This is a genomic window from Nonomuraea cypriaca, from assembly GCF_015645445.1.
Classification (GTDB): Bacteria; Actinomycetota; Actinomycetes; order Streptosporangiales; family Streptosporangiaceae; genus Nonomuraea; species Nonomuraea cypriaca.
In genome coordinates, this window is record NZ_JADOGI010000034.1 from 17,087 (window position 1) to 36,164 (window position 19,078).

Annotated in this window: 21 protein-coding genes and 1 tRNA gene; 7 read left to right on the forward strand and 15 right to left on the reverse strand. The window is 71.0% G+C overall.

The annotated features are described in order from the left end of the window. Positions 1-30 precede the first annotated feature (30 nt). Positions 31-837 (reverse strand): serine/threonine-protein kinase, encoded by an 807-nt coding sequence (locus ITP53_RS14030; RefSeq protein ID WP_195895814.1) that lies wholly within the window; start codon positions 835-837, stop codon positions 31-33. 56 nt (positions 838-893) lie between these two features. Beyond that, a complete protein-coding gene (locus tag ITP53_RS14035; protein WP_195895815.1) occupies positions 894-2,204 on the reverse strand; it encodes an MFS transporter in 1,311 nt (436 codons plus the stop codon). A gap of 66 nt (positions 2,205-2,270) precedes the next feature. Here ITP53_RS14035 and ITP53_RS55995 point away from each other — a divergent pair, with 66 nt between their 5' ends. Further along, the gene (locus ITP53_RS55995) at positions 2,271-2,891 is read left to right on the forward strand and encodes an ArsR/SmtB family transcription factor (RefSeq protein WP_207755951.1); all 621 of its coding nucleotides are present in this window, start codon (positions 2,271-2,273) and stop codon (positions 2,889-2,891) included. A 160-nt stretch (positions 2,892-3,051) separates the two neighbouring features. Here the strand turns inward: ITP53_RS55995 and ITP53_RS14045 are convergent, their stop codons facing one another. Together ITP53_RS14045 and ITP53_RS14050 are read right to left on the reverse strand one after the other, a co-directional pair. Next, a complete protein-coding gene (locus ITP53_RS14045) occupies positions 3,052-3,675 on the reverse strand; it encodes a DJ-1/PfpI family protein (RefSeq protein ID WP_195895816.1) in 624 nt (207 codons plus the stop codon). Between the two features lies 1 nt (position 3,676). After that, positions 3,677-4,639 carry a GlxA family transcriptional regulator gene (locus tag ITP53_RS14050; RefSeq protein WP_195895817.1) on the reverse strand — a complete coding sequence of 321 codons (963 nt, stop codon included), beginning with the start codon at positions 4,637-4,639 and terminating at the stop codon, positions 3,677-3,679. A gap of 71 nt (positions 4,640-4,710) precedes the next feature. On the opposite strand from ITP53_RS14050, the gene ITP53_RS14055 reads away from it, so the two are divergent. After that, complete coding sequence (locus ITP53_RS14055; RefSeq protein WP_236050792.1) at positions 4,711-4,929, forward strand: type II toxin-antitoxin system VapC family toxin; 219 nt, start codon at positions 4,711-4,713, stop codon at positions 4,927-4,929. A 44-nt stretch (positions 4,930-4,973) separates the two neighbouring features. On the opposite strand, the gene pruA is transcribed toward ITP53_RS14055, so the two are convergent. Both pruA and ITP53_RS14065 read right to left on the reverse strand, forming a co-directional pair. Further along, a complete protein-coding gene (gene pruA / locus ITP53_RS14060) occupies positions 4,974-6,599 on the reverse strand; it encodes an L-glutamate gamma-semialdehyde dehydrogenase (protein ID WP_195895818.1) in 1,626 nt (541 codons plus the stop codon). Further along, positions 6,599-7,516, reverse strand: a complete 918-nt coding sequence (locus ITP53_RS14065; protein ID WP_195895819.1) for a proline dehydrogenase family protein — start codon at positions 7,514-7,516, stop codon at positions 6,599-6,601. The genes pruA and ITP53_RS14065 overlap by 1 nt, the downstream gene beginning before the upstream one ends. A 75-nt stretch (positions 7,517-7,591) precedes the next feature. Between ITP53_RS14065 and ITP53_RS14070 the strand changes: the two genes are divergently transcribed. Beyond that, the gene (locus ITP53_RS14070) at positions 7,592-8,659 is read left to right on the forward strand and encodes a PucR family transcriptional regulator (protein ID WP_195895820.1); all 1,068 of its coding nucleotides are present in this window, start codon (positions 7,592-7,594) and stop codon (positions 8,657-8,659) included. A 62-nt stretch (positions 8,660-8,721) separates the two neighbouring features. Here ITP53_RS14070 and ITP53_RS14075 read toward each other — a convergent pair whose 3' ends face one another. The 4 genes from ITP53_RS14075 to ITP53_RS14090 all read right to left on the reverse strand — a co-directional run bounded on the left by ITP53_RS14075 (position 8,722) and on the right by ITP53_RS14090 (position 14,126). Continuing rightward, positions 8,722-9,441, reverse strand: a complete 720-nt coding sequence (locus tag ITP53_RS14075) for a glycoside hydrolase family 16 protein (RefSeq protein WP_195895821.1) — start codon at positions 9,439-9,441, stop codon at positions 8,722-8,724. A 31-nt stretch (positions 9,442-9,472) separates the two neighbouring features. Further along, positions 9,473-10,948: an AAA family ATPase gene (locus ITP53_RS59210; protein ID WP_195895822.1), complete on the reverse strand. Its 1,476-nt coding sequence runs from the start codon at positions 10,946-10,948 to the stop codon at positions 9,473-9,475. A gap of 141 nt (positions 10,949-11,089) precedes the next feature. After that, entirely contained in the window at positions 11,090-12,190 is a 1,101-nt protein-coding gene (locus ITP53_RS14085) for a glycosyltransferase (protein WP_195895823.1), read from the reverse strand. A 106-nt stretch (positions 12,191-12,296) separates the two neighbouring features. Then, a complete protein-coding gene (locus ITP53_RS14090) occupies positions 12,297-14,126 on the reverse strand; it encodes a SpoIIE family protein phosphatase (protein ID WP_195895850.1) in 1,830 nt (609 codons plus the stop codon). A gap of 351 nt (positions 14,127-14,477) precedes the next feature. Between ITP53_RS14090 and ITP53_RS14095 the strand changes: the two genes are divergently transcribed. Further along, on the forward strand, positions 14,478-15,179 hold the full coding sequence (locus ITP53_RS14095) for a GAF and ANTAR domain-containing protein (protein ID WP_236050793.1): 702 nt from the start codon (positions 14,478-14,480) through the stop codon (positions 15,177-15,179). 2 nt (positions 15,180-15,181) lie between these two features. On the opposite strand, the gene ITP53_RS14100 is transcribed toward ITP53_RS14095, so the two are convergent. Further along, entirely contained in the window at positions 15,182-15,538 is a 357-nt protein-coding gene (locus ITP53_RS14100) for an STAS domain-containing protein (protein WP_195895851.1), read from the reverse strand. A 174-nt stretch (positions 15,539-15,712) separates the two neighbouring features. On the opposite strand from ITP53_RS14100, the gene ITP53_RS14105 reads away from it, so the two are divergent. Together ITP53_RS14105 and ITP53_RS14110 are read left to right on the forward strand one after the other, a co-directional pair. Next, positions 15,713-16,483: a SigB/SigF/SigG family RNA polymerase sigma factor gene (locus ITP53_RS14105; protein ID WP_195895825.1), complete on the forward strand. Its 771-nt coding sequence runs from the start codon at positions 15,713-15,715 to the stop codon at positions 16,481-16,483. A gap of 13 nt (positions 16,484-16,496) precedes the next feature. After that, positions 16,497-16,910 (forward strand): ATP-binding protein, encoded by a 414-nt coding sequence (locus ITP53_RS14110; protein WP_195895826.1) that lies wholly within the window; start codon positions 16,497-16,499, stop codon positions 16,908-16,910. A gap of 81 nt (positions 16,911-16,991) precedes the next feature. Here the strand turns inward: ITP53_RS14110 and ITP53_RS14115 are convergent, their stop codons facing one another. The 4 genes from ITP53_RS14115 to ITP53_RS14130 form a co-directional block, all read right to left on the reverse strand. Further along, on the reverse strand, positions 16,992-17,177 hold the full coding sequence (locus tag ITP53_RS14115) for a hypothetical protein (protein ID WP_328814420.1): 186 nt from the start codon (positions 17,175-17,177) through the stop codon (positions 16,992-16,994). Between the two features lie 18 nt (positions 17,178-17,195). Beyond that, positions 17,196-17,747, reverse strand: a complete 552-nt coding sequence (locus ITP53_RS14120; protein ID WP_195895828.1) for a hypothetical protein — start codon at positions 17,745-17,747, stop codon at positions 17,196-17,198. Between the two features lie 5 nt (positions 17,748-17,752). Then, complete coding sequence (locus ITP53_RS14125; protein WP_195895829.1) at positions 17,753-18,298, reverse strand: hypothetical protein; 546 nt, start codon at positions 18,296-18,298, stop codon at positions 17,753-17,755. A gap of 69 nt (positions 18,299-18,367) precedes the next feature. Beyond that, positions 18,368-18,793, reverse strand: coding sequence for a helix-turn-helix domain-containing protein (locus ITP53_RS14130; protein WP_195895830.1), 426 nt, complete (start codon positions 18,791-18,793; stop codon positions 18,368-18,370). 94 nt (positions 18,794-18,887) lie between these two features. On the opposite strand from ITP53_RS14130, the gene ITP53_RS14135 reads away from it, so the two are divergent. Next, positions 18,888-18,964 (forward strand) — tRNA-Pro (locus ITP53_RS14135). Positions 18,965-19,078 lie beyond the last annotated feature (114 nt).

Below are 19,078 nucleotides of genomic sequence, written 5' to 3' on the forward strand. Positions count from 1 at the left end.
TTCTGATCAGGGACCGGGCCGGGAGCGAGGTCAGATGGCGGCCTGGAACGTGCTGGCGCGCATGCCCGCCAGCAGCCCCGCCGTCTGCTCGGGCGTGAACCGGCGCACCGGGTCGTGGTGGAGCAGGCCCTCGATCAGCGGCCGCATCACCCCGGCCCGCCGCGGCGACGGGTAGGGGCCGCTCCGCGCCATCCCGAGCACCGTGGCCGCGTCCTGGCCCGGGTAGGGCGGCTGGCCCTCGACGGCGCTGTAGAGGGTGGCGCCGAAGGACCACATGTCGGCCTCCTTGCTGGCCGGCCCGCCGTGGAGTCGCTCGGGCGCCATGAAGGCCGGCGTGCCACGTAAGCGCCGCGAGGTCGTCATCCTGATGTCCCCCTCGGCCGTGGCTATGCCGAAGTCGGTCAGCACCACCCGGTCGCCGGTCAGCATGACGTTGGCGGGCTTCACGTCACGGTGCAGCACGCCCGCCTGGTGCGCGGTGCGGAGCGCGGCGAGCAGATGCTGCCCGATCGCGACCACCGACTGCGCGGGCAGCGTGCCCACCTGGGAGAGCAACTGGTGCAACGACAACCCGTCGAGGTATTCCATCACGATCCAGAGCTTGCCGCCCTCCTCGATCAGGTCGTGCACCGTGACGATGTTGGGATGCGTCAGCCCGGCGGCCATCCTGGCCTCGCGCAGCACCCGGCGACGCACCATCTCGGCCTCAGCGGCCAAGGTCAGCTCCTTGAGCGCCACCGTACGGTGGAGAAGCTGATCGAACGCCCGCCAGACGACTCCCATACCCCCACGACCGGCCTCCTCGTTCAGGAGGTACCGTCCGCCGATCTCCCGCATACCATCCCCTCAAGCTCGGGGATAATCATGTCACTTCAGCAAAGGCCGTAGGGTGCCTAACGTGATCTGGATATGTCGGAAAGTGCGGGTTCGCTGGTCAACGGGCTAGAAATTCGATCCCGCAACGCACGCCACACGAGTCCGACCGCCACCAAACATACTCCTGTGGCGCCCACGAGGACCGGGCCGATGCCCGCGAACTCGGCCGTGACGCCCCCGAGCGCCGCCCCCACGGGCATGCCGCCCATCCCGAGCAACCGGTACGCCGAATTGACCCGCCCGAGCAGTTCGACCGGGATCAGCCGCTGCCTGGACGAGATCACCAGCACGTTCGCCGCAGCGCCCACCACGCCCCACAGCACGGCGGTCGGGTAGAGCGTCCACGGCGACGGCACGATCACCGGCACCAGGAGCAGCAGGCTGCTGATCAGCCAGGCCCCCACCAGGGTGCGGAACTCGCCGAAGAGCCCCGCGGCCCGCCCCGACAGCAGGGATCCGGCGATCGCGCCGACCGCGAAGGCCGTCGTCATCAGGCCGTACTCGCTCGGTTCCAGCCCCATCCGCGATCCGTCGCCCACGGCCCACAGCACGAAGACGCCGAAGTAGGCGGCGTTGGCGAGGTTGAGCATGCCCGCCGTGATGGCCAGGCTCCGCAGGACGCGGTGGGACCACAGGTAGCGGAGCGCCTCACCGATGTCCCGCCGTAAGGGACGGCGCTCCAGGCCCGTGGCAGGCCCTGTGGCGGGCCCTGTGGCGGGCCCTGTGGCGGGCCCTGTGGCGGGCCCTGTGGCGGGCAACGCGTACGTACCGCGCATGCCCAGCAGGACCAGGCCCGCGACGCCGTACAGGAGGGCGGGGGCGCCGAAGACGACGGCGGGGAGGGCCACGACGAGGAGGCCCGCCACGGGGGCGCCGACGAAGTCGTTGCCGATCATCTGGGCGGTGGACACGCGGCCGTTCGCCCTGGTGAGGTGCTCCTGGGGGACGGCCATGGGCAGGATGGACTGCGCCGAGGTGTCGGCGAAGACCTCCGCCACGCAGGCCGTGAGCACGGCCGCCAGCAGCATCCACAGGTTCAGCAGGCCGAGGGCGGCGAGGAGCGTGGCCGCGGCGAGGACGACGGCCCGGGCGAGGTTGGCCAGGACCATGATGCGCCGACGGTCCACCCGGTCGGCGATCGCACCCGCGTGCAGGGCGAACAGCAGCCACGGCAGCGTCGCCGCCGCCCCCACCAGGGAGACCAGCGTGGGCGAGCGGGTCATCGACACCGCCAGCAGCGGCGCTCCGACCTTCAGCACGCCGTCGGCCAGGTTGGACAGCGCCGTGGACGACCACAGGAAGCCGAACGAGCGTCCGAGGGCTGTCATGAGCTCACTCCGATAGTATGTAAGGAAAAGTGTGCATAGATTCCTTTGCAAAGATAGGCTTGCACAGTGAGGCGACACAAGAGCTTTTCCGCCCATACGATCGACGCGAGCGCGCTGAAGTCGTTCGCCCACCCGCTCCGGCTGCGGATCTTCGAGCTGCTGGACGAGCACGGACCCTCCACGGCCACCAGGCTCGCCGGCCTGCTCGGCGAGAACACCGGGGCGACCAGCTACCACCTGAGGGAGCTGGCCAAGCACGGCATGATCGAGGTGGCGCCGGAGATGGGGCGCGGCAAGGAGAAATACTGGCGCGTCACGCCGGGTGGCTTCTCCTACGGCGAGCCGCCGCCCGGCACGGAGGCGGCGAAGGCGCTGGAGTTCCTGCTCGACGATCTGGTACGCCAGCGCGGGGCGGAGCTGACGCGCTGGCGGCAGGACGCGGCGCGGGCGCCCGAGGAGTGGGTGGCGGCCAGCGGGTTCGGGCGGCGGTCGTTGTGGCTCACCGCGGCGGAGACGGCCGGGATGAGGGACGAGGTGTTCGAAATCCTTGAGCGCTATCGGACCCTGTCCGACCGGCGCCAGGACGAGTCCGCGCCGGACACGCGCGACCCCGAGACCGGGCACGTGGTCGTCCACTTCGACGTGCTCCCACTGGGCCCCGGCCAGACGAAACCGGACGAGACCTAGACTTCCGCCGGCTTCAGGCGGGGTCCGGGCTCCCCCGCCGAGTTCAGGCGGGGCCAGGCGAGGTCCCGAGGGCTCCGGGAGATGTCCAGCGGGTCCGGGAGATCCAGGCGGGTCCGGGAGAGGTCCGGGCTTACTCCGCCGGTTCTCTTGGCCGGTTCGGTCAGGTGATGATGCTGAGGGCGCGTTCGGCGGTGCCCTCGGGGGCGGTCTTGGGGGAGCCGGCGTTGAACGGGGGCTGCGGGTCGTACTCAATGGCGAGTTGCACGGCCTGGGCCGTCTCCACGTCGGTGGCCCGCGCCAGCAGCGTCAGCGCCATGTCGATCCCCGACGACACCCCGGCCGCGGTGACGACCTTGCCCTCGATGACCACGCGGTCGCTCACCGGCTCGGCGTCGAACTTCCTGAGCAGGTCGAGGATGGCCCAGTGAGAGGTGGCCCGCATCCCCCGCAGCAGGCCGGCCGCCCCGAGCAGGAGGGAGCCGCTGCACACCGAGGTCGTCCACCGGGTGTGCTCGTGCGCCTGCCCGATCCACTCGATCAGCGCCTGGTCGGACAGCACGTCCATGGTGCCGGGGCCGCCGGGCACGACGACGACGTCGGGCCTGGGCAGGTCGTCGTACGAGGCCGTGGCCGTCAGGACGAGCGAGCCCCTGTCATCGGTCACCGGCCCAGGCTCGGCCGCCACGAACGTGACGGTCCAGCCCGGCGCGTAGGCCAGCACCGTGTACGGCCCGACCGCGTCAAGCGCCGTGAACCGGTGGTAGAGCGGTATGGCGACGTGCATGTCACTTCTCCTTCGACTGGAACCTGCGGCGATGATCGCCCGGTGAGATCCGCCAGTGGCGGCGGAAGACGCGGTAGAGCGTCTCCGCCGAGCCGAGCCCCGACTCCCTGGCCACCGTCTCCAGCGGATGGCCGGTGACCTCCAGGAGCCGCCTGGCGGTGTCGGCCCGGCTGCGTTCGACGTACCGGCCGGGTGACAGGCCGGTCTGCTCGGTGAAGACGCGCGAGAAGTGGCGCTCGCTCATCCCGGCGCGCGCGGCGAGCGCGGGCACGCTGAGGTCCGCCGCCGGGTTCGCGTCGATGTACGCCTGCAGTTCCCGAAGCGGTTCGCTGCGCGGCGTCATGGCCCGCATGGGCGTGCTGAACTGGCTCTGCCCGCCCGGCCGGTGCAGGTAGACCACGAGGCCGCGGGCGACGTCGCGGGCCAGCGCGTGACCGTGGTCCCTGGCGACCAGCGCGAGCGCCAGGTCCACGCCCGACAGGACGCCTGCCGAGGTCCAGACGTTCCCGTCCTCGATGTAGAGCGGGTCGGCGTCCACGTCGACATGCTCGTAACGGCTCTTGAGCTCGTCGGCGGTCAGCCAGTGCGTGGTGGCCCGCCGATGGTCCAGCAGCCCCGCCTCGGCCAGGATGAACGCGCCGTTGCACACGGAGGCGACCCGCCGCGCGGCGCCGGCCAGCCTGGCGACGGCCGTGACCAGTTCCCCTTCCCGTATCTGCGCGGGCACGGACAGCCCGCCGGCCACCAGCAGCGTGTCGATCGGGCCCACGACGTCGCCGAGCCCCGCGGCCATGACGGTGACGCCGTTCCCCGCGGGCACGGCGCCCGGCCGCACGGTGACCGGCTCCACCCGGTAGCCGCCCTCGCGCAGAAGGAGGTCCGCCGTCGAGAAGACGTCGGCGGGACCGGCCATGTCGAGGAGCTGGAAGCCGGGGAAGACGACGATCAGGACACGTCGCTGCATGTCTTCATGGTGGTCGCCCGCCGGCCATGGCGTCAACGACACGAATATTGCACATTATGCCATCAGGCTGCATGCAGGTTGGACACGGCCAGCTCAAGATCGTGCGGCATCCCATGCTGCCCCTGCAGTCGCGGGTGCTGGAGCTTCGGGACGACCTCACCGCCTATGACGGCATGTACGTCGCGCTCGCCGAACTACTCGGCGTACCGCTGCTCACCGACGACGCCAAGTTCGCCGGCTCCACGGGGCGTCGGGCGGAGATCCACCGATATCCGCCGCCGGCGACGTAGAGCCGAGTGCCCCCGGACCGGCCGGCCGGGGGCAGGGCTGCCGATCAGCCCATGTGCGGGTAGCGGTGGTCGGTCGGCGGCACGAACAGCTCCTTGATCGCGCGGGCGCTCACCCAGCGGGTCAGGTTGAGTATCGAGCCCGCCTTGTCGTTGGTGCCCGAGGCCCGCGAACCGCCGAACGGCTGCTGGCCGACGACCGCGCCCGTCGGCTTGTCGTTGACGTAGAAGTTGCCCGCCGCGAAGCGCAGCCGCTCCGAGGCGGCGGCGATCGCGTACCGGTCCTGGGCGACGAACGCCCCGGTCAGCGCGTACGGGGCGATGCCCTCCATCTGGTCGAGCACTGTGTCGAAGTCGCGGTCGTCGTAGACGTGGACGCCGAGGATCGGCCCGAAGTACTCCTTGACGAAGATCTCGTCGGCCGGGTCGGCGCACTCCAGGATGGTCGGCTTCACGAAATATCCGACACTGTCGTCGTATGAGCCGGTGAGGACGTCGATGTTCGACGCCGCCCGCGCCCGGTCGATGGCCACCTTGTGCTTGGCGAACGCCCGGTCGTCGATGACCGCGCCCATGAACGTCGACAGGTCGCCGCTCACGTCCCCCACGGTCAGCGACTCGGCCACGGAGACGAAGTCGTCCCGCATGCGGTTCCAGACCGAGCGCGGCACGTACGCCCGCGAGGCGGCCGAGCACTTCTGCCCCTGGTACTCGAACGCGCCCCTGATCAGCGCCGTCGAGAGCACGCCTGGATCGGCGGACGGGTGCGCGAGCACGAAGTCCTTGCCGCCGGTCTCACCGACGATGCGCGGGTAGCCGTGGTAGGAGGCGATGTTCGCGCCGACCGTGCGCCACAGGTGCTGGAACGTCGCCGTGGAGCCGGTGAAGTGGATCCCGGCCAGGGCCGGGTGCGCCAGGGCGACCTCGGAGACGGCCTGCCCGTTGCCGGTGACCATGTTGATCACACCGGGCGGGAGTCCGGCGGCCTCCAGCAGCCGCATCGTGAAGTGCGCGGCGAGCTGCTGCGTGGGCGACGGCTTCCAGATGACGACATTCCCCATCAAAGCGGCAGAAGTCGGCAAATTTCCGGCGATGGCGGTGAAGTTGAACGGCGTGATCGCGAGCACGAACCCCTCGAGAGGCCGGTACTCCATCCTGTTCCACACGCCGGGCGACGACATCGGCTGCTCGGCGTAGAGCTGCCGGGCGTAGGACACGTTGAACCGCAGGAAGTCGATCAGCTCGCAGGACGCGTCGATCTCGGCCTGCTGCACCGACTTCGACTGGCCCAGCACGGTCGCGGCGTTCAACGTCGCCCGCCACGGCCCGGACAGCAGGTCGGCGGCCTTGAGGAAGATCGCGGCCCGCTCGTCGAACGACAGCGCCCGCCAGGCGGGAGCCGCCCGCAGCGCGCTCTCGACCGCGTCCCGCACGTCCTGGGCCGTGGCGTCGTTGGCACGGCCCAGGACGGAGGCGTGATTGTGCGGCTGCACCACGTCGATGGGCGCGCCGCCGCCGAGGCGCTGCTCTCCCCCGATGGTCATCGTCAGGTCGAGCGAGCCGCCGGCCAGCTCCTTGACGCGGTCCTCCAGCGCGGCGCGCTCGGCGCTGCCCGGCGCGTAGCCGTACACCTTCTCGTTGACGGGTACGGGGACATTGCTGATGGCATCCATTACTTACCCCCAAGGGCGCGAAGGAAGAAGGCGACGTTGGCCGGGCGCTCGGCGAGGCGGCGCATGAAGTAGCCGTACCAGTCGTCGCCGTAGGGGACGTAGACGCGCACCGTGTGACCGGCCCCGGCCAGGGCCTCCTGCAGGTCGGTCCTGATTCCGTAGAGCATCTGGAACTCGTGGTCGCCGATCGCCCGCCCGAACCTGTCGGCGAGCAGCTCGGTGATGGAGATCATCCGGTCGTCGTGCGTCGCCACCATGGGGTACCCCTTCCCCGCCATGAGGACTCGCAGGCATCGTACGTACGCCTTGTCCACGGCGGCCCGGCCCTGGTGGGCGACGGTGACGGGCTCGCGGTAGGCGCCCTTGACCAGCCGCACCCTGGAGCCCTCGGCCGCCAGGTCGCGGCAGTCCTCCTCGCTGCGGAACAGGTACGCCTGGATCGCCACACCCGTCGCGGGATAGTCCTCGCGCAGCTTGCGCAGGATGCCCAGCGTCGAGTCGACGGTGGTGTGGTTCTCCATGTCGAGCGTGACCGTCGAGCCGTTCGCCGCCGCGGCGGCGCAGATCTCGCGGGCGTGCTCCAGCGCCATGGCGTCGTCGAGCCGCTGGCCGATGGCCGACAGCTTCACCGACACCTCTCCCCCGCGGCCGAGTTGGAGCGGGCGCAACGCGTCGAGCAGCGTGAGGTAGGCGTCCGCGGTGTCCTCGGCGGCCCGCGCGTCGCGCGTCTCCTCGCCGAGGTGGTCGACGGTCACGGCCAGCCGGGCGTCGCGCAGGCGTTCGACGGTGTCGCGAACGTCCTGGACGGCCTCGCCGGCGACGAACCGCTCGACCGCTCTCTTGGTGAGCGGGAAGGCCGACACGAAGCGGCGTACGACACCGCTCCCCGAAGCGGCGAGAAGCACTTGACCGAGCATGCGTCCAGTCTAAAAACGCAGTTCAGAGAGGGCTATCGACGCGCGTAACGACCGATGTGGGAGGCTGTCATACAAATGCACAACACGGCAGACCTACAGGAGATCGTCGACGAGATCGCCGCCCGGCTGGGGGCGTCCGCGACGCTGGAGGACCGCTCGTTCCGGCTCCTGGCCTACGGGGCTCAGCACGGCGACATCGACACGGTCCGCCAGGAGTCGATCCTGCGCAGGCGCGCCACCGGCGAGGTGCGCGACTACTTCGAACGCTACGGCATCGCCAGGGCGGAGGGGCCGGTCAGGATCCCGGCGGACGCCGAGCTGAAGGTGCTGGCCAGAGTGTGCTGGCCGCTGCGCCACCGCGACGTCACCTACGGCTACCTGTGGCTGCTCGACTCCGGCGCGCTCACCGACGCCGCGCTGCGGGCCGCCGCCCCGCTCGTGGCCAGGGCCGCCGCCGCGCTCGCCCAGGAGGCCAGAAGCCGCCAGGACCTCGGCCACGGCCTGCGCGCCCTGCTCTCGGCCGACCCGGAGGAACGCGCCGGCGCCTCCGTCGAGGTGACCGGGCCGGTCACGGCCGTCGCCGTACGCGCGTCCGAGGAACGCGTCGCCGCCCTCTGGACGCTCCCGCGCGGCGTCCTTGCCCGCACCGGCTCGCCCGTGGCCCTGCTCGCCCCCGCCCACCTGGCCGGCGAGGTGGCGCAGATCGTCCAGAGCGCGTACGGCACCGCCGCCGGCATCGGCGCGCCCAGGGCCGACCCCGGCGACGCCTGGCTGAGCTGGCGCGAGGCCCGCCAGGCGTTGCGCATCGCCGAGCACTTCCCCCGGTACGCGCCCATCGCCCGCTGGGAGGACCTGGGCGTGCACCGGCTGCTGGCCAGGCTCGGCCAGCCGGACCTGCGCGAGCTGGCGGCCGAGACGGCGGCGCTGGACGCCGAGCTGGCCCAGACCGTCGAGGCCTACCTCGACCGGGGCGGCCACGCCCAGAAGACGGCCGCCGAGCTCGGCATCCACCGGCAGACGCTCTACTACCGGCTGGGCAAGGCCGAGCGCCTCATCCACCGGGACCTGTCCGACGGCGACGACCGCCTGGCCGTGCACCTCGCACTCAAGGCCGCCCGGCTACGCCCTCACGACACCCTGTAGGCCGGCCCTTTAGACCGGCCCTGTAGACCGGCCCTGTAGACCGGCGCGGCCGACCCGCGCGCTCACGACGCTTTGTACACCTTCACCCAGTCGACGTACATCGACACGGTGGCGGGCGTGCCGGAGTCGCGGCAGCGCGGCTCGCACACCACGTCGTTCTGCAGCGCCAGCCCCATCTTCCGCCCTTCTGGCACGTGCGCGCCGCGGTAGTCCCAGACCTTCTTCCCGTCCAGCCAGAACGTCAGCCGCCCAGGCAGCCAGTCCACCGCTACCGTGTGCCACTCGGTGAAGTCGGCTCGCAACACCCGCCGCGCCCGTTCGCGGCCGTCGTGCACGAAGATGCCGCCGCCCTGCCGCTTCGGGTCCACGATCTCGGCGAAGTCGACCTCGGCGTAGTCGCCGCCCTCGCCCTGCGCCGTCGGCCACAGCAGCGCCACCGGCGTGTAACCGGCGCCCGCCTCGGCCTTGAACCTGACCTCCCACCTGCCGTACTCCTGCGCCAGCCGGGTGGCGACGCCGCCGGACAGGTCCTTGCCGCCGTACCTGCCGCCCTTGAGGCGCAGCACACCGTTCGAGACCGTCGACGCCTTCCCGGTGCGGGGATTCCGCTCCGCCTGCGGCGAGTGGTAGATCATCCACTTGTTCGTGTTGACGGTGGAGCCGGTGAAGTTCTCGACGAGGACGGGGTCGCCCCACGCCGACGTCTGGGCCTGCGCGGTCTGGGGAAGGGCGGCGACGCCCAGGAGCGCCACCGTCGCGAGGATCGGACTGCGTGTAGACATGCGTTCCATCGAAGCAAAGATCTCGCTCCGATTACACCCCATCCGCCCCTTTCGCCACTCTCGGCACAGGGCGGGAGTTGCCGAGCAGGGAGCGGGTCAGCGCCTCGTGACCGCGCAGCATCTCGTCGAGCGCAGCCGACAGGTGCCCGGCACTCAGCCGCTCCCCGACGGCGCCCTCGTCCAGCGCCACCAGCACCGCCCGGCGTACCAGCTCCTTGAAGAACGACGCCGTCATCCCGTCGGTCCCGGCCACCAGCGGATCCAGGTCGTCCGCCGCCACCAGGTCCGCCCCGTACAGGCGCAGCAGCGCCGCCCGGCAGCGCGCGTCCGGCCGCGGCACCTCCACCGCGAGGTCCACCCGGCCCGGACGGTTGGCGAGGGCCTGTTCGAGCACCTCGGCCCGGTTGGTGGTGAGGACGAACGTGACGTCCGCGTCGGCGCCGACCCCGTCCATCGCGTCGAACAGGGTGAACAGCAGGGGGCTGCCCTCCTCGGAGAAGCGGCGGTCGTGCGCGACCAGGTCCACGTCCTCCACGACCACGATGGCCGGTTGCAGCCGCCTGGCCAGGGCCGCCGCCTCGGAGATGAAGCGCATGGCCGTACCCGCCATGATCAGCACCGTCACGCCAGGCATGCGGCCCATCAGGTAGCGCACCGTGTGGGTCTTGCCGGTGCCGGGCGGGCCGTGCAGCAGCAGCCCGCGCTTGAGGTGCTGGCCGCGGGCGCGCAGCGCCTCGGCGTGCCTGCCGATGCCGGCCACATGCCGTTCGACGGTCTCCAGCACCCCGTCGGGCAGGATCACCTCGTCCGGGCCGAGCGACGGGCGCGGCAGGAACGTCACCAGGCTGTTGCCCCGGTGCTCCGACATCCCGAACGTGAGGATCTGGCCGCGCAGCGCGTCGTGCTCGCGCATCAGCCGCTCGATCTCCTCCCTGGCGGCGGTGGCGCTCGCGCGGGAGGCCGCGATCACCTCGATCCGGCAGCCCTCCCTCCCGAACGGGCCGGGCATGGGCATGGGCATGGGCTTGCGGAAGGTCTCGGCCGGCCCGCGCAGCGCGATCACGATGGGCGCGCCGTCCGGCGCCGATGTCATGGCCAGGCCGAACGTGACCACCTCGATCGTCTCGTCGGGGCCGACGGCCGTGGTGGCGTAGTCGACGGCGCCGATCTCGAAGTGTTCAGGACCCCGCCCGGACAGGATGTCGATCGTGTCGTTGTGCTCGCGGCCGTGCCCCGACACGCCGAACCACTCCCCGCCGCCATGAGGGCCGCCATGAGGGCCGCCACGGGCCGCCAGGTACGCCTCGACGCCGCGCTGCAGGCTGGCGTGCTCCCAGCTCGTGAAACTCTGCGTGACGGAGACCAGGTCCCTGAGCTCGCAGGACAGGTGCCCGGTGATCCGGGAGGACAGCTCGGGGACGGGCCGGGACTCGTCGATCAGGGTCTGCGCCTCCTGGAGGAGGTTCTTGAGCGCGCGTGCGAGCGATCGTGCCTCATCGATCTCCATGCCGGTCACACTCGCACACCGGAACGGGTCTGGAAATGGTGCCGGCAGGTGGCTGGTGCCACCTGCCGGAGTTCTATGGCCGGAGTTCTATGGCCGGAGTTCTATGGCCGGAGTTCTATGGCCGGAGTTCGATGGTGGTGGTCAGGCGCAGGCCGACTCGTAGACGCGTACGAGCTCCTGGCTGACGCGCTCCCAGGAGTAGCGCGAGCGCGCCCGGTCGGCGCCCGCGTATCCGAGCGCGGTGCGCAGGGTCGGGTCCCACAGCAGCTCGCGGGCCAGCCGCGCGGTACGCGCCGGCCGGTCAGGCGGCACCAGCAGCCCGGTGACGCCGTCGATGATCGAGTCCAGATGCGCGCCGACGGACGAGGCGATCACCGGGACGCCGCAGGCCATCGCCTCCAGCGCGACGATCCCCGTCGACGCCTCGCGCGGCACCGACACCACGGCGTCCGCGCTGCGCATCAGCTTCGGCACCCCGGCCCGCTTCACCTGGCCCAGCAGCGTCATCCGGTCGGCCACGCCGAGCTGCTCGGCCAGCGCGCGCAGGCGGCGCGCGTCCCGGTCGCGGTCGAGGTCCTCGGGCTCGGGGCCGCCGGCGATGACCAGCTCGACGTCGCCGAGCCCCTGGAGCGCGCGTACGACGGTGTGCGCGCCGCGCTCGATCGTGAGCGGCCCGACGTGCAGCAGCCGCTTGCGCGTGCCCCGCGTGGCCATGGGCCCGCGGCGCTGGAAACGCTCGGTGTCGACGCCGTACGGGACGACGGCGATGTTGCCGCGCGGCACGCCGAGCCGGATCAGCGCGGACTCCTCGTCCCCCGAGCCGGCGATGACCGCGTCGGCCCGGCGGCCGAGGGCCCGCTCCAGCTCCTGGTGCAGGCTGTCGACCGTGTGGAACGTCTGCGTGACCGGCACCGACAACCCCTTGGCGCCCGCCACGGCGGCCAGGCCGCAGGTCCATGAGTGGGCGTGGATCACGTCGGGCCGGTCGTTGCTCCACCGCCGCATGAGGTGGTCGCCGACGTCGTTGAGGTACGGCACGACGTCGTCGGCGGGCAGGTCCTTGGCCGGGCCCACGTCGATGTGCTCCAGCGTGACTCCCGGGGCCACCCGCGTCTTGGGCTTGCCCTCGGCGTTGTCACGGCGGGAGTAGATGGTGACGTGATGCTCGCGCCCCAGCTCGCGTGCGACGGCGAGGATGCGGTGGCGCTGGTTTCCCCCGGAAGCGACAATCGCGATATTCATGGCACACCTCAGCGTGGAAAGCGTTCAAGGTGTGCCTGCGTCTTAGGCACATGCAACTACAAACCCGACGATACCCACGTTCTGCCCGTTCGCAAACCCCCGCAGATCAGACACCTCGCAGGGCCAGAACCACGATCTCGTCCCACACCTGGCCGCCCGAGAACGCGTGCCGATCCGCCTCCACCGCCTTGACCACGGTGGCCGGCGACTGACCCGCGCACCGGCCGAGCACGTCGGCCAGCCGCTCCTCGCCGTACGGCTCGCCCCGGTCGTTCCTGGAGGAGATCAGCCCCTCCGAGTAGAGCACCAGCGTCTCCCCTGAGGCGACCGTCAGCGTCTCCTGCCCCGTCTCCGCCTCGGGTGAGATGCCCAGTGGCACGCCGCCGCCCGCGGCGAAACGTACGCCGCCGTCGGCCTGCAGCAGCACGGCGGGGTGGTGCCCGGCCGAGGACAACCTGATCTCCCGCCCGCGGACGAACCCCGCCACGGCCATCACGAACATGCCGGTGCCCTGCGCGACCAGCGCCTCGTTGACCTTGCGCATCACCAGGTCGGGATCGGACTCCCAGACGCTCAGCACGCGCAGGCCACCGCGCACCATGGCGCTGACCGTGGCCGCCTCCTCCCCCTTGCCCGCGGCGCCGCCGAGCGCGAACCCCCACCCGCGCGAGCAGACGGGGAACACGTCGTAGAACTCGGCCCCCACCGACGACCCGGGATGGTAGACGGCCGACGCCTCGTAGCCTGGCACGTCGGGCAGGTTGCGCGGCGCGACGCTCGCCGACAGCGCGTCCGCCGCCCGCGAGCGGCTCTGGAAGCTGCTCTGGACGTGTACGGCCATCCCGAGCTGCAGCCCCACCTCCTGCATGACGGCCAGGTCCGCCAGCGAGAACGGCCGCCTGTCGTGGGTGCGCACCAGCGTCAGCACGCCGTCGGCCCGGCCGATCGGCACGTTCAGCATCGATCCCGCGCCCATCGCCGTCAGCACCGGCCCGTCGGCGCAGAAGCCGAGCAGCGTCTCGTCGTCCAGCATCTCGTGCACCACGCCGGAGCCCCGCTCCAGCACCTGCAGCACCACGTGGCTGCCGGCCGGGTCGGCGGCCTCCACCTGGCGGACCAGCTCGCCGATCGGCTGGTCCTTGGGCGCCACGACGACCGAGCGGCGCGGCAACCCGCCCCGGACCATGTCCGCGATCACCCAGTCGGCCCACTCGGCCGCCAGCAGCCGCGTCGCCCGCGCCAGCGCGACGGGGCGCAGCAGCGCCTCCTCTTCGAGCAGCAGCGTGGCCATCTTGACCAGCAGGTCCTGCCGTTTGGCCGCGGCCAGCAGGAGCGCGCCGTCGGACTGCTCGGGCCGGCGCGCGCCCGGCTCGGGCAGCTGCACCTCGGTCGGCAGCGCCACCGCCGCCACCATCTGCTGCGGCTCGCCCGGCATCGTCAGCCGGGTCAGCGCGACCTGCACCGTGTGGGTCCGCCCCTGGTGTGCCAGCCGCGTCTCGAACGCCGCCGGCTGCCCGGTCTGCAGCACCGACGTCAGATGCGAGCGGAACGCGGCCCGCCGCGACACGTCCACGAGCAGCGGGAACGAGCGCCCCACCAGATAGCCGTCGGGGCTGCCCAGCATGCGCGAGGTCTCCGGGTTGATCCGCCGGACCACGCCGCCGCCGTCGAGCACGATGACGGGCACGGGAAACGCCCTGAACACCTGCCGCAGCAGCTTCAGCTCCCGCTGCCCGCCGTCCTTCTTGCCCCCTGGCCGCTTGGGCGCCTTGCGCAACTCCTCGCGGGCCTCGGCCAGCAACTCGGCGGCGGTGTCGAGCTCCGCGAGCGCCGCGTCGAGCGTGGGCGCCAGGTCGGCGGGGTAGGCGGCCCTCGCCTCACGCAGCGACGAGACGCGCCCGGCCAGCGCGTCCAGCGCGTGTTCGAGGTCCGGCATGGTCACCCTTTGACGCTACGCCACTCGGGATAACAGGAGCCATAAGGGGTAGGGGCTTCTCACTGTGACTCCTCCGCTCCCTGAAGGAAGCGGCTTCTCACGAAGCCGCCTCCGCGGCCTCACGAAGGGCAGGCCCCGCCCTGAGGGCGTCGATCGCCGCCGTCACGCCGGCGCGCGCCGTGTGCCCGCCGGCCGTGTCCGCGGCGGGAGTCACGGGGAACGGCTCTCGACCGGAGCTTTCGTCCCGCACCACCGATGGGCGCCGACAGAACCCGAGGGGAGGGAGCGCGGACTTCCCCGCCGGTTGAGGCGGGCGGTCCCCTCCGCGCGCACCTGATGGAATCGACCGCGATGATCACGCCCGGTCTCGCCCGCGATCTGGTCACTCTGGGCCGGCTGGGCGAGGACACCTCCACGGAGAGCGTGCTGCGCGGCCTGACGACGGCTCTGGCCGGCGGTGTTCCCGGCTGCTCCGGGGCCTCCGCCGAGCACTGGCGCGACCACCGGGTCCAGGTCTCCGGCTCGCACAGCGAGCTGATCATGCTCGTCGAAGGCGAGCGCGAGCTCGGCGAGGGCCCCTCCATCGAGGCCAGGAACAGCGGCGGCCGCGCCTCCGTCACCGACGTGCTGAGCGACAGCCGCTGGCCCCGCTACGACGTGCTGGCCACCCGCTGGGGCGTGCGCTCGGCCCTGCTCGTCCCCATCGACGTGGCGCCCGCCGTGCTGGTCGTCGGCCTCTATTCGGTACGCCCCGGCGCGTTCTCCCCACAGGGCGCCCATTCGCTCGCCGACATGCTGACCGAGCACGTCGGCGTGGCCATGGCGAACATGTGGGAGTTCGAGGAGGTGCGCACCGACGCCGCCCAGCTCCAGCAGGCCCTCGCCGGTCGTTCCGTCATCGACCAGGCCAAGGGCATCATCATGCAGACCAGCGGATGCACCGCCGAGGCCGCGTTCGAGGAGCTGCGCAGGATCTCGCAGCACCACCAGGTGAAGGTCGCCGACCTGGCCAGGCTCCTGGTGGACGAGCACCAGCGCAAGTCACGGCACTGACCTCACCCGATGGCGGCCAGGGCGTCGTCGAGCGTGTCATAGAGGGGCAGCCGCTGCGCCAGCCCGGTGATCCACATCACCTTGGACTTGGAGTATTCGACTCCGATCAGCGCGAACCTGGCGCCCGAGGCCAGGCTGGTCTGCCAGTGGTGGACGATCAGCCCGAGCGCGCGCGAATCCATGAACGTCACCCCGGCCAGGTCCAGGATCAGATCGCCTCCGGTCATGGACAGATAGTCGGCGAACTGCTCACGTGTCGTGGCGTCGAGCACGCCATCGACCTTGATCACGGTGATCTCGTCCACGGTCGACGACGTCAGGCTCAGGGCCGTCACGGACCCTTCGCCGTTTTCCGGCATTGTCACGCAGCAACCCTACTGTCACCACACGATGGAGGAATACTTCCGGCGGCACGGGGGAGACTGGAGGCGAAGTCCAGCAGCGGGCTTTCGTCTCGAGAGTAGAGCGAGGCGTGCCTCTGCCTGGGCTTTTCCTGTTGCGGAGGCCGCCTGCGATCCATATGAGGAGCAGCGATGGCTGTGCAGGAATACCTCCTCGAAGACATGACGGCAGAAGAGCTCCTGGCCGAGATGGTCAGGGCGGAGACCTCCGACAGCCACCGGGAGCGGTTGCGCGAGCGCATCGTCGAAATGCACCGGCCGCTGGCCATGGAGATCGCCAGACGTTACCGCTACCGGGGCGAACCTTTGGAGGATCTTCTCCAAGCCGCGTACGTCGGGCTCATGAAGGCGGTCAACGGCTTCGACCCGACCCTCGGCCACGCGTTCAGGGGATACGCGGTCGTCACGATGACCGGCGAGGTCAAGCGGCACTTCCGCGACCGCACGTGGGCCATCAGGGTGCCCCGCCTCTACCAGGAGCGGCGCTCGGAGCTCAACCGGCTCGTCGCCGACCTCAGTCAGGACCTCGGCAGGTCCCCGACCGTGGCGGAGCTGGCCGCCAAGATGAACATCACGGAGGAGGACGTCCTGCTCACGCTCGACGCCTCCGCCGCGTACAGCACGTTGTCGCTCGACGCGCCGCTCGGCACCGACGACGACGCCGCCTCGCTCGGCGACGTCATCCCCGAGGACGACGACACGCTGAGCACCATGGTCGACAGGGAGGCGGTCAAGCCGCTCATCGACGCGCTCCCCTCGCGCGAGAAGCACATCCTGCTGCTGCGGTTCTTCGGCAACATGACGCAGGCCGAGATCGCGGCGGAGTTCGGCATCTCGCAGATGCACGTCTCACGTATCCTCCGCAAGGTTCTCGACCAGCTGCGCGCCGAGCTGGTCGGCTGAGAGAGGTCGCCGGGTGAACGAGGACGCAGAGCCTCCGTCGGGCTTCACGAGCCCGCCGCCCGGCGCGCCCGTGAAGAGGCTCAGTTTCCGGCTGCCGGACCTGCCGCGGGTCCGGCGGTTCGCCGAGGACGAAGCCCGCGACGTCGGCATGCCCGAGGAGGCCGTCGGCGACTTCGTCATCGCCGTGAACGAGGTCGCCACCAACGCGGTCACGCACGGGGCCGAGCCGGCGAGCCTGCGTACCTGGGTGGCGAACGGGAACCTGGTGGTCGAGGTGCACGACGAGGGCGCGTGGCGGCCTGGGCCCAGGCCGGGCGCCGTGGGGGGCATGGGGTTGTGGGTGGCCCGCCTGCTCTCCTCGGACCTGGCCCTCCGGGTGGGGAGCGGCGGCAGCACCGTGACCATGCGTTTCCCGGGCAAGGAATGAGTGGATCCCGCCTTACAGAGGGAGGCCGCCCGCGCGGGGCGTACCGGGTACGCCACGCGCGAGCGGCCTCGCTCTTCTCGCCTAACGGCGGGCTCGGGTGCGCCAGTTGCTGTAACCCGTGCGGACGCCGGCCGTGCCGATGCCTGCCTGGTGCAGCGCCAGCAGCGCCAGCCCCAGCAGCGCGAACGTCATGCCGGAGAACCCGCCGGGGATCGCCGCGCCCACCAGGTCGAGCAGGAAGCCCAGCCCGAATATGATCGCTGCCACTATCGCGAGCATGTCATGTCACCTCATTCCCTGACTCTCGGTCCTGCCTGAGAGAGCGAGCAGGCGCTCCAGAACGCTCCTGTAGTCGCGCAGCGCCAGACGCAACTGCTCGGTGTCGGGGGTCTCCGCGTCCTTCCAGCGGTCGCGCAGGGCGTTCGTACGGGTGGTGAGGGTGCTGGTGAGCGACTCCACCACCTCGCCGACCAGCCCGTCCGCGCGCTGAACGGCCTCGCCTGGGTCGTCGACGAAGGACGACTGCAGGTCGCGCCAGCGGGCCTGCACCTGGGCGGGATCCTGATCGAACAGGACGACGTCCTCGGGGGCGGCGTGGGCCGGCGTCTCACCCGCCGCGTCCGGCTTGTGCAGGGGGTCGGGCTCCGGCTCAGGTTCCGCCGGCATGTCGCCCTCGGTCCTGGCGTACAGGTCATCGCCACGCCCGTACTCGTCACCTTCGTGGACCTGAGCCGGGTCTTCTGCCCTGTGATCAGATCTCTCGCCGGCCGTGTCGTCGTTGTCGGGGGTGGGCTCATCGGCACGCTGCGACGGCACCTTCAGCTCGTCGCCGCTCATATCCTTCACCGTCCTCGGGTGGATTCTTGGAGCAGCTCATCGAACAGCGCACGGTAGTGCACCATGGCCTGCCGGAGCTCCTCCGTGGAGGCCTCCTTCTTGGCCGCCCGCCCGCTGATCTCGTGAGCCGCCCGGTAGTGGTCGAGTGTCGCCGCATGCCCCACCGACAGGTCGGACAGCCGCTGTTCGAAGCCCTCCGTCGGGTAGCCCCGCTCCGCCATGACCGCCGTGACCAGCTGATCGGCCTCGGTCACCGCGAACCCCGGCGCGTCCACGAAGCGCTCCTGCACCTCGGTCCACCGATTGGCGTAGATATCCCGCGACTCCTCAGGAAGGGGGCGGATGTCGAGCTCGGAATGACGCTGCTCGCGGTCGAGCAGCTCCTGCTCCGCGTCTCGCCGGTTCTCGTGCTCGGCGACGATGCGCTCGTACTCCGGGCCGAAACGTTCGCGGAGGTGGGCACGGCGCTGCTGCCGCTGGAACACGACATACACAGCGGCGACCGCCACCACCGCGACCACGACGACGGCCACCCATGTCCAGGTGGTCATGATGTTCGCCTCCGGTCTCTGTGTTGAGACCAGCGACTGCCCTCGACCGGCCGCTCGAAACTCCCGCCCTCAGCGGGCTTCCAGGCCTTTCCTGGCCGCGGCGAGCACTGCGGCGACGTGTGAGCCGGCTGGTGGAGCAGGGAACTCAACGAACCCTTCAGTGGCGTCGTACCGCACGTCCAGGCCGGCGTCGACGAGCCGCTGCGCCCATCGCAGCGCGGTGTTCAACCGCTCAGGCGCGGGCGGCTTCCCCTGCGCGGCCGCCGACAGGTTACGCAGATTGGTGGCGGGCCCCGACTGCGCGTGCGCCCTGGCGAGCTTCCACGGCACGGCGGCGCTGTGGTCGAGCATCGGCTTGGCCAGCCCGGCGGCCCGCTTGGCCTGCAGCACCCCGGACTCGCTGACCCCGAAGTGCGCGGCCAGCTCCTGCACGCTCATCCCCTCCGCCACCAGCTTGGCCAGCTCGCTCCGATCGATGCTCGGCCTACGCCCCACCGGCCCGCCTCCGCTCCCGTTTCCGTGTGCGCGTGCACCTCCGATGTGCGCTAAGGTTATGACGTCCCGCCCCACAGGGGGCGGCCGACACAACCGGGACGTAGCGCAGCTTGGTAGCGCACTTGACTGGGGGTCAAGGGGTCGCAGGTTCAAATCCTGTCGTCCCGACCAGATTTTCTCTGGTCGTTGAGGGTGTCACTCTTGTGGGTGGCACCCTTTCGCATTGGTGAGTGACCGCCGGGCGAAGAGATCATCCATCGCCGCAGCTCCTTGCAGGAGTACGGG

Bases quoted from the DNA above. Each gene is read 5' to 3' on its own strand.
- ITP53_RS14120 (WP_195895828.1), bottom strand. From the start codon at position 17,747: ATGAGCGGCGACGAGCTGAAGGTGCCGTCGCAGCGTGCCGATGAGCCC.
- ITP53_RS14085 (WP_195895823.1), bottom strand. From the start codon at position 12,190: ATGAATATCGCGATTGTCGCTTCCGGGGGAAACCAGCGCCACCGCATC.
- ITP53_RS14090 (WP_195895850.1), bottom strand. From the start codon at position 14,126: ATGCCGGACCTCGAACACGCGCTGGACGCGCTGGCCGGGCGCGTCTCG.
- ITP53_RS14065 (WP_195895819.1), bottom strand. From the start codon at position 7,516: ATGCTCGGTCAAGTGCTTCTCGCCGCTTCGGGGAGCGGTGTCGTACGC.
- ITP53_RS14075 (WP_195895821.1), bottom strand. From the start codon at position 9,441: ATGTCTACACGCAGTCCGATCCTCGCGACGGTGGCGCTCCTGGGCGTC.
- ITP53_RS14070 (WP_195895820.1), top strand. From the start codon at position 7,592: ATGCACAACACGGCAGACCTACAGGAGATCGTCGACGAGATCGCCGCC.
- ITP53_RS14095 (WP_236050793.1), top strand. From the start codon at position 14,478: ATGATCACGCCCGGTCTCGCCCGCGATCTGGTCACTCTGGGCCGGCTG.
- ITP53_RS14055 (WP_236050792.1), top strand. From the start codon at position 4,711: ATGCAGGTTGGACACGGCCAGCTCAAGATCGTGCGGCATCCCATGCTG.
- ITP53_RS14100 (WP_195895851.1), bottom strand. From the start codon at position 15,538: ATGCCGGAAAACGGCGAAGGGTCCGTGACGGCCCTGAGCCTGACGTCG.
- ITP53_RS14045 (WP_195895816.1), bottom strand. From the start codon at position 3,675: ATGCACGTCGCCATACCGCTCTACCACCGGTTCACGGCGCTTGACGCG.
- ITP53_RS14050 (WP_195895817.1), bottom strand. From the start codon at position 4,639: ATGCAGCGACGTGTCCTGATCGTCGTCTTCCCCGGCTTCCAGCTCCTC.
- ITP53_RS14035 (WP_195895815.1), bottom strand. From the start codon at position 2,204: ATGACAGCCCTCGGACGCTCGTTCGGCTTCCTGTGGTCGTCCACGGCG.
- ITP53_RS14105 (WP_195895825.1), top strand. From the start codon at position 15,713: ATGGCTGTGCAGGAATACCTCCTCGAAGACATGACGGCAGAAGAGCTC.
- ITP53_RS59210 (WP_195895822.1), bottom strand. From the start codon at position 10,948: ATGGAGATCGATGAGGCACGATCGCTCGCACGCGCGCTCAAGAACCTC.
- ITP53_RS14030 (WP_195895814.1), bottom strand. From the start codon at position 837: ATGCGGGAGATCGGCGGACGGTACCTCCTGAACGAGGAGGCCGGTCGT.
- ITP53_RS14125 (WP_195895829.1), bottom strand. From the start codon at position 18,298: ATGACCACCTGGACATGGGTGGCCGTCGTCGTGGTCGCGGTGGTGGCG.
- pruA (WP_195895818.1), bottom strand. From the start codon at position 6,599: ATGGATGCCATCAGCAATGTCCCCGTACCCGTCAACGAGAAGGTGTAC.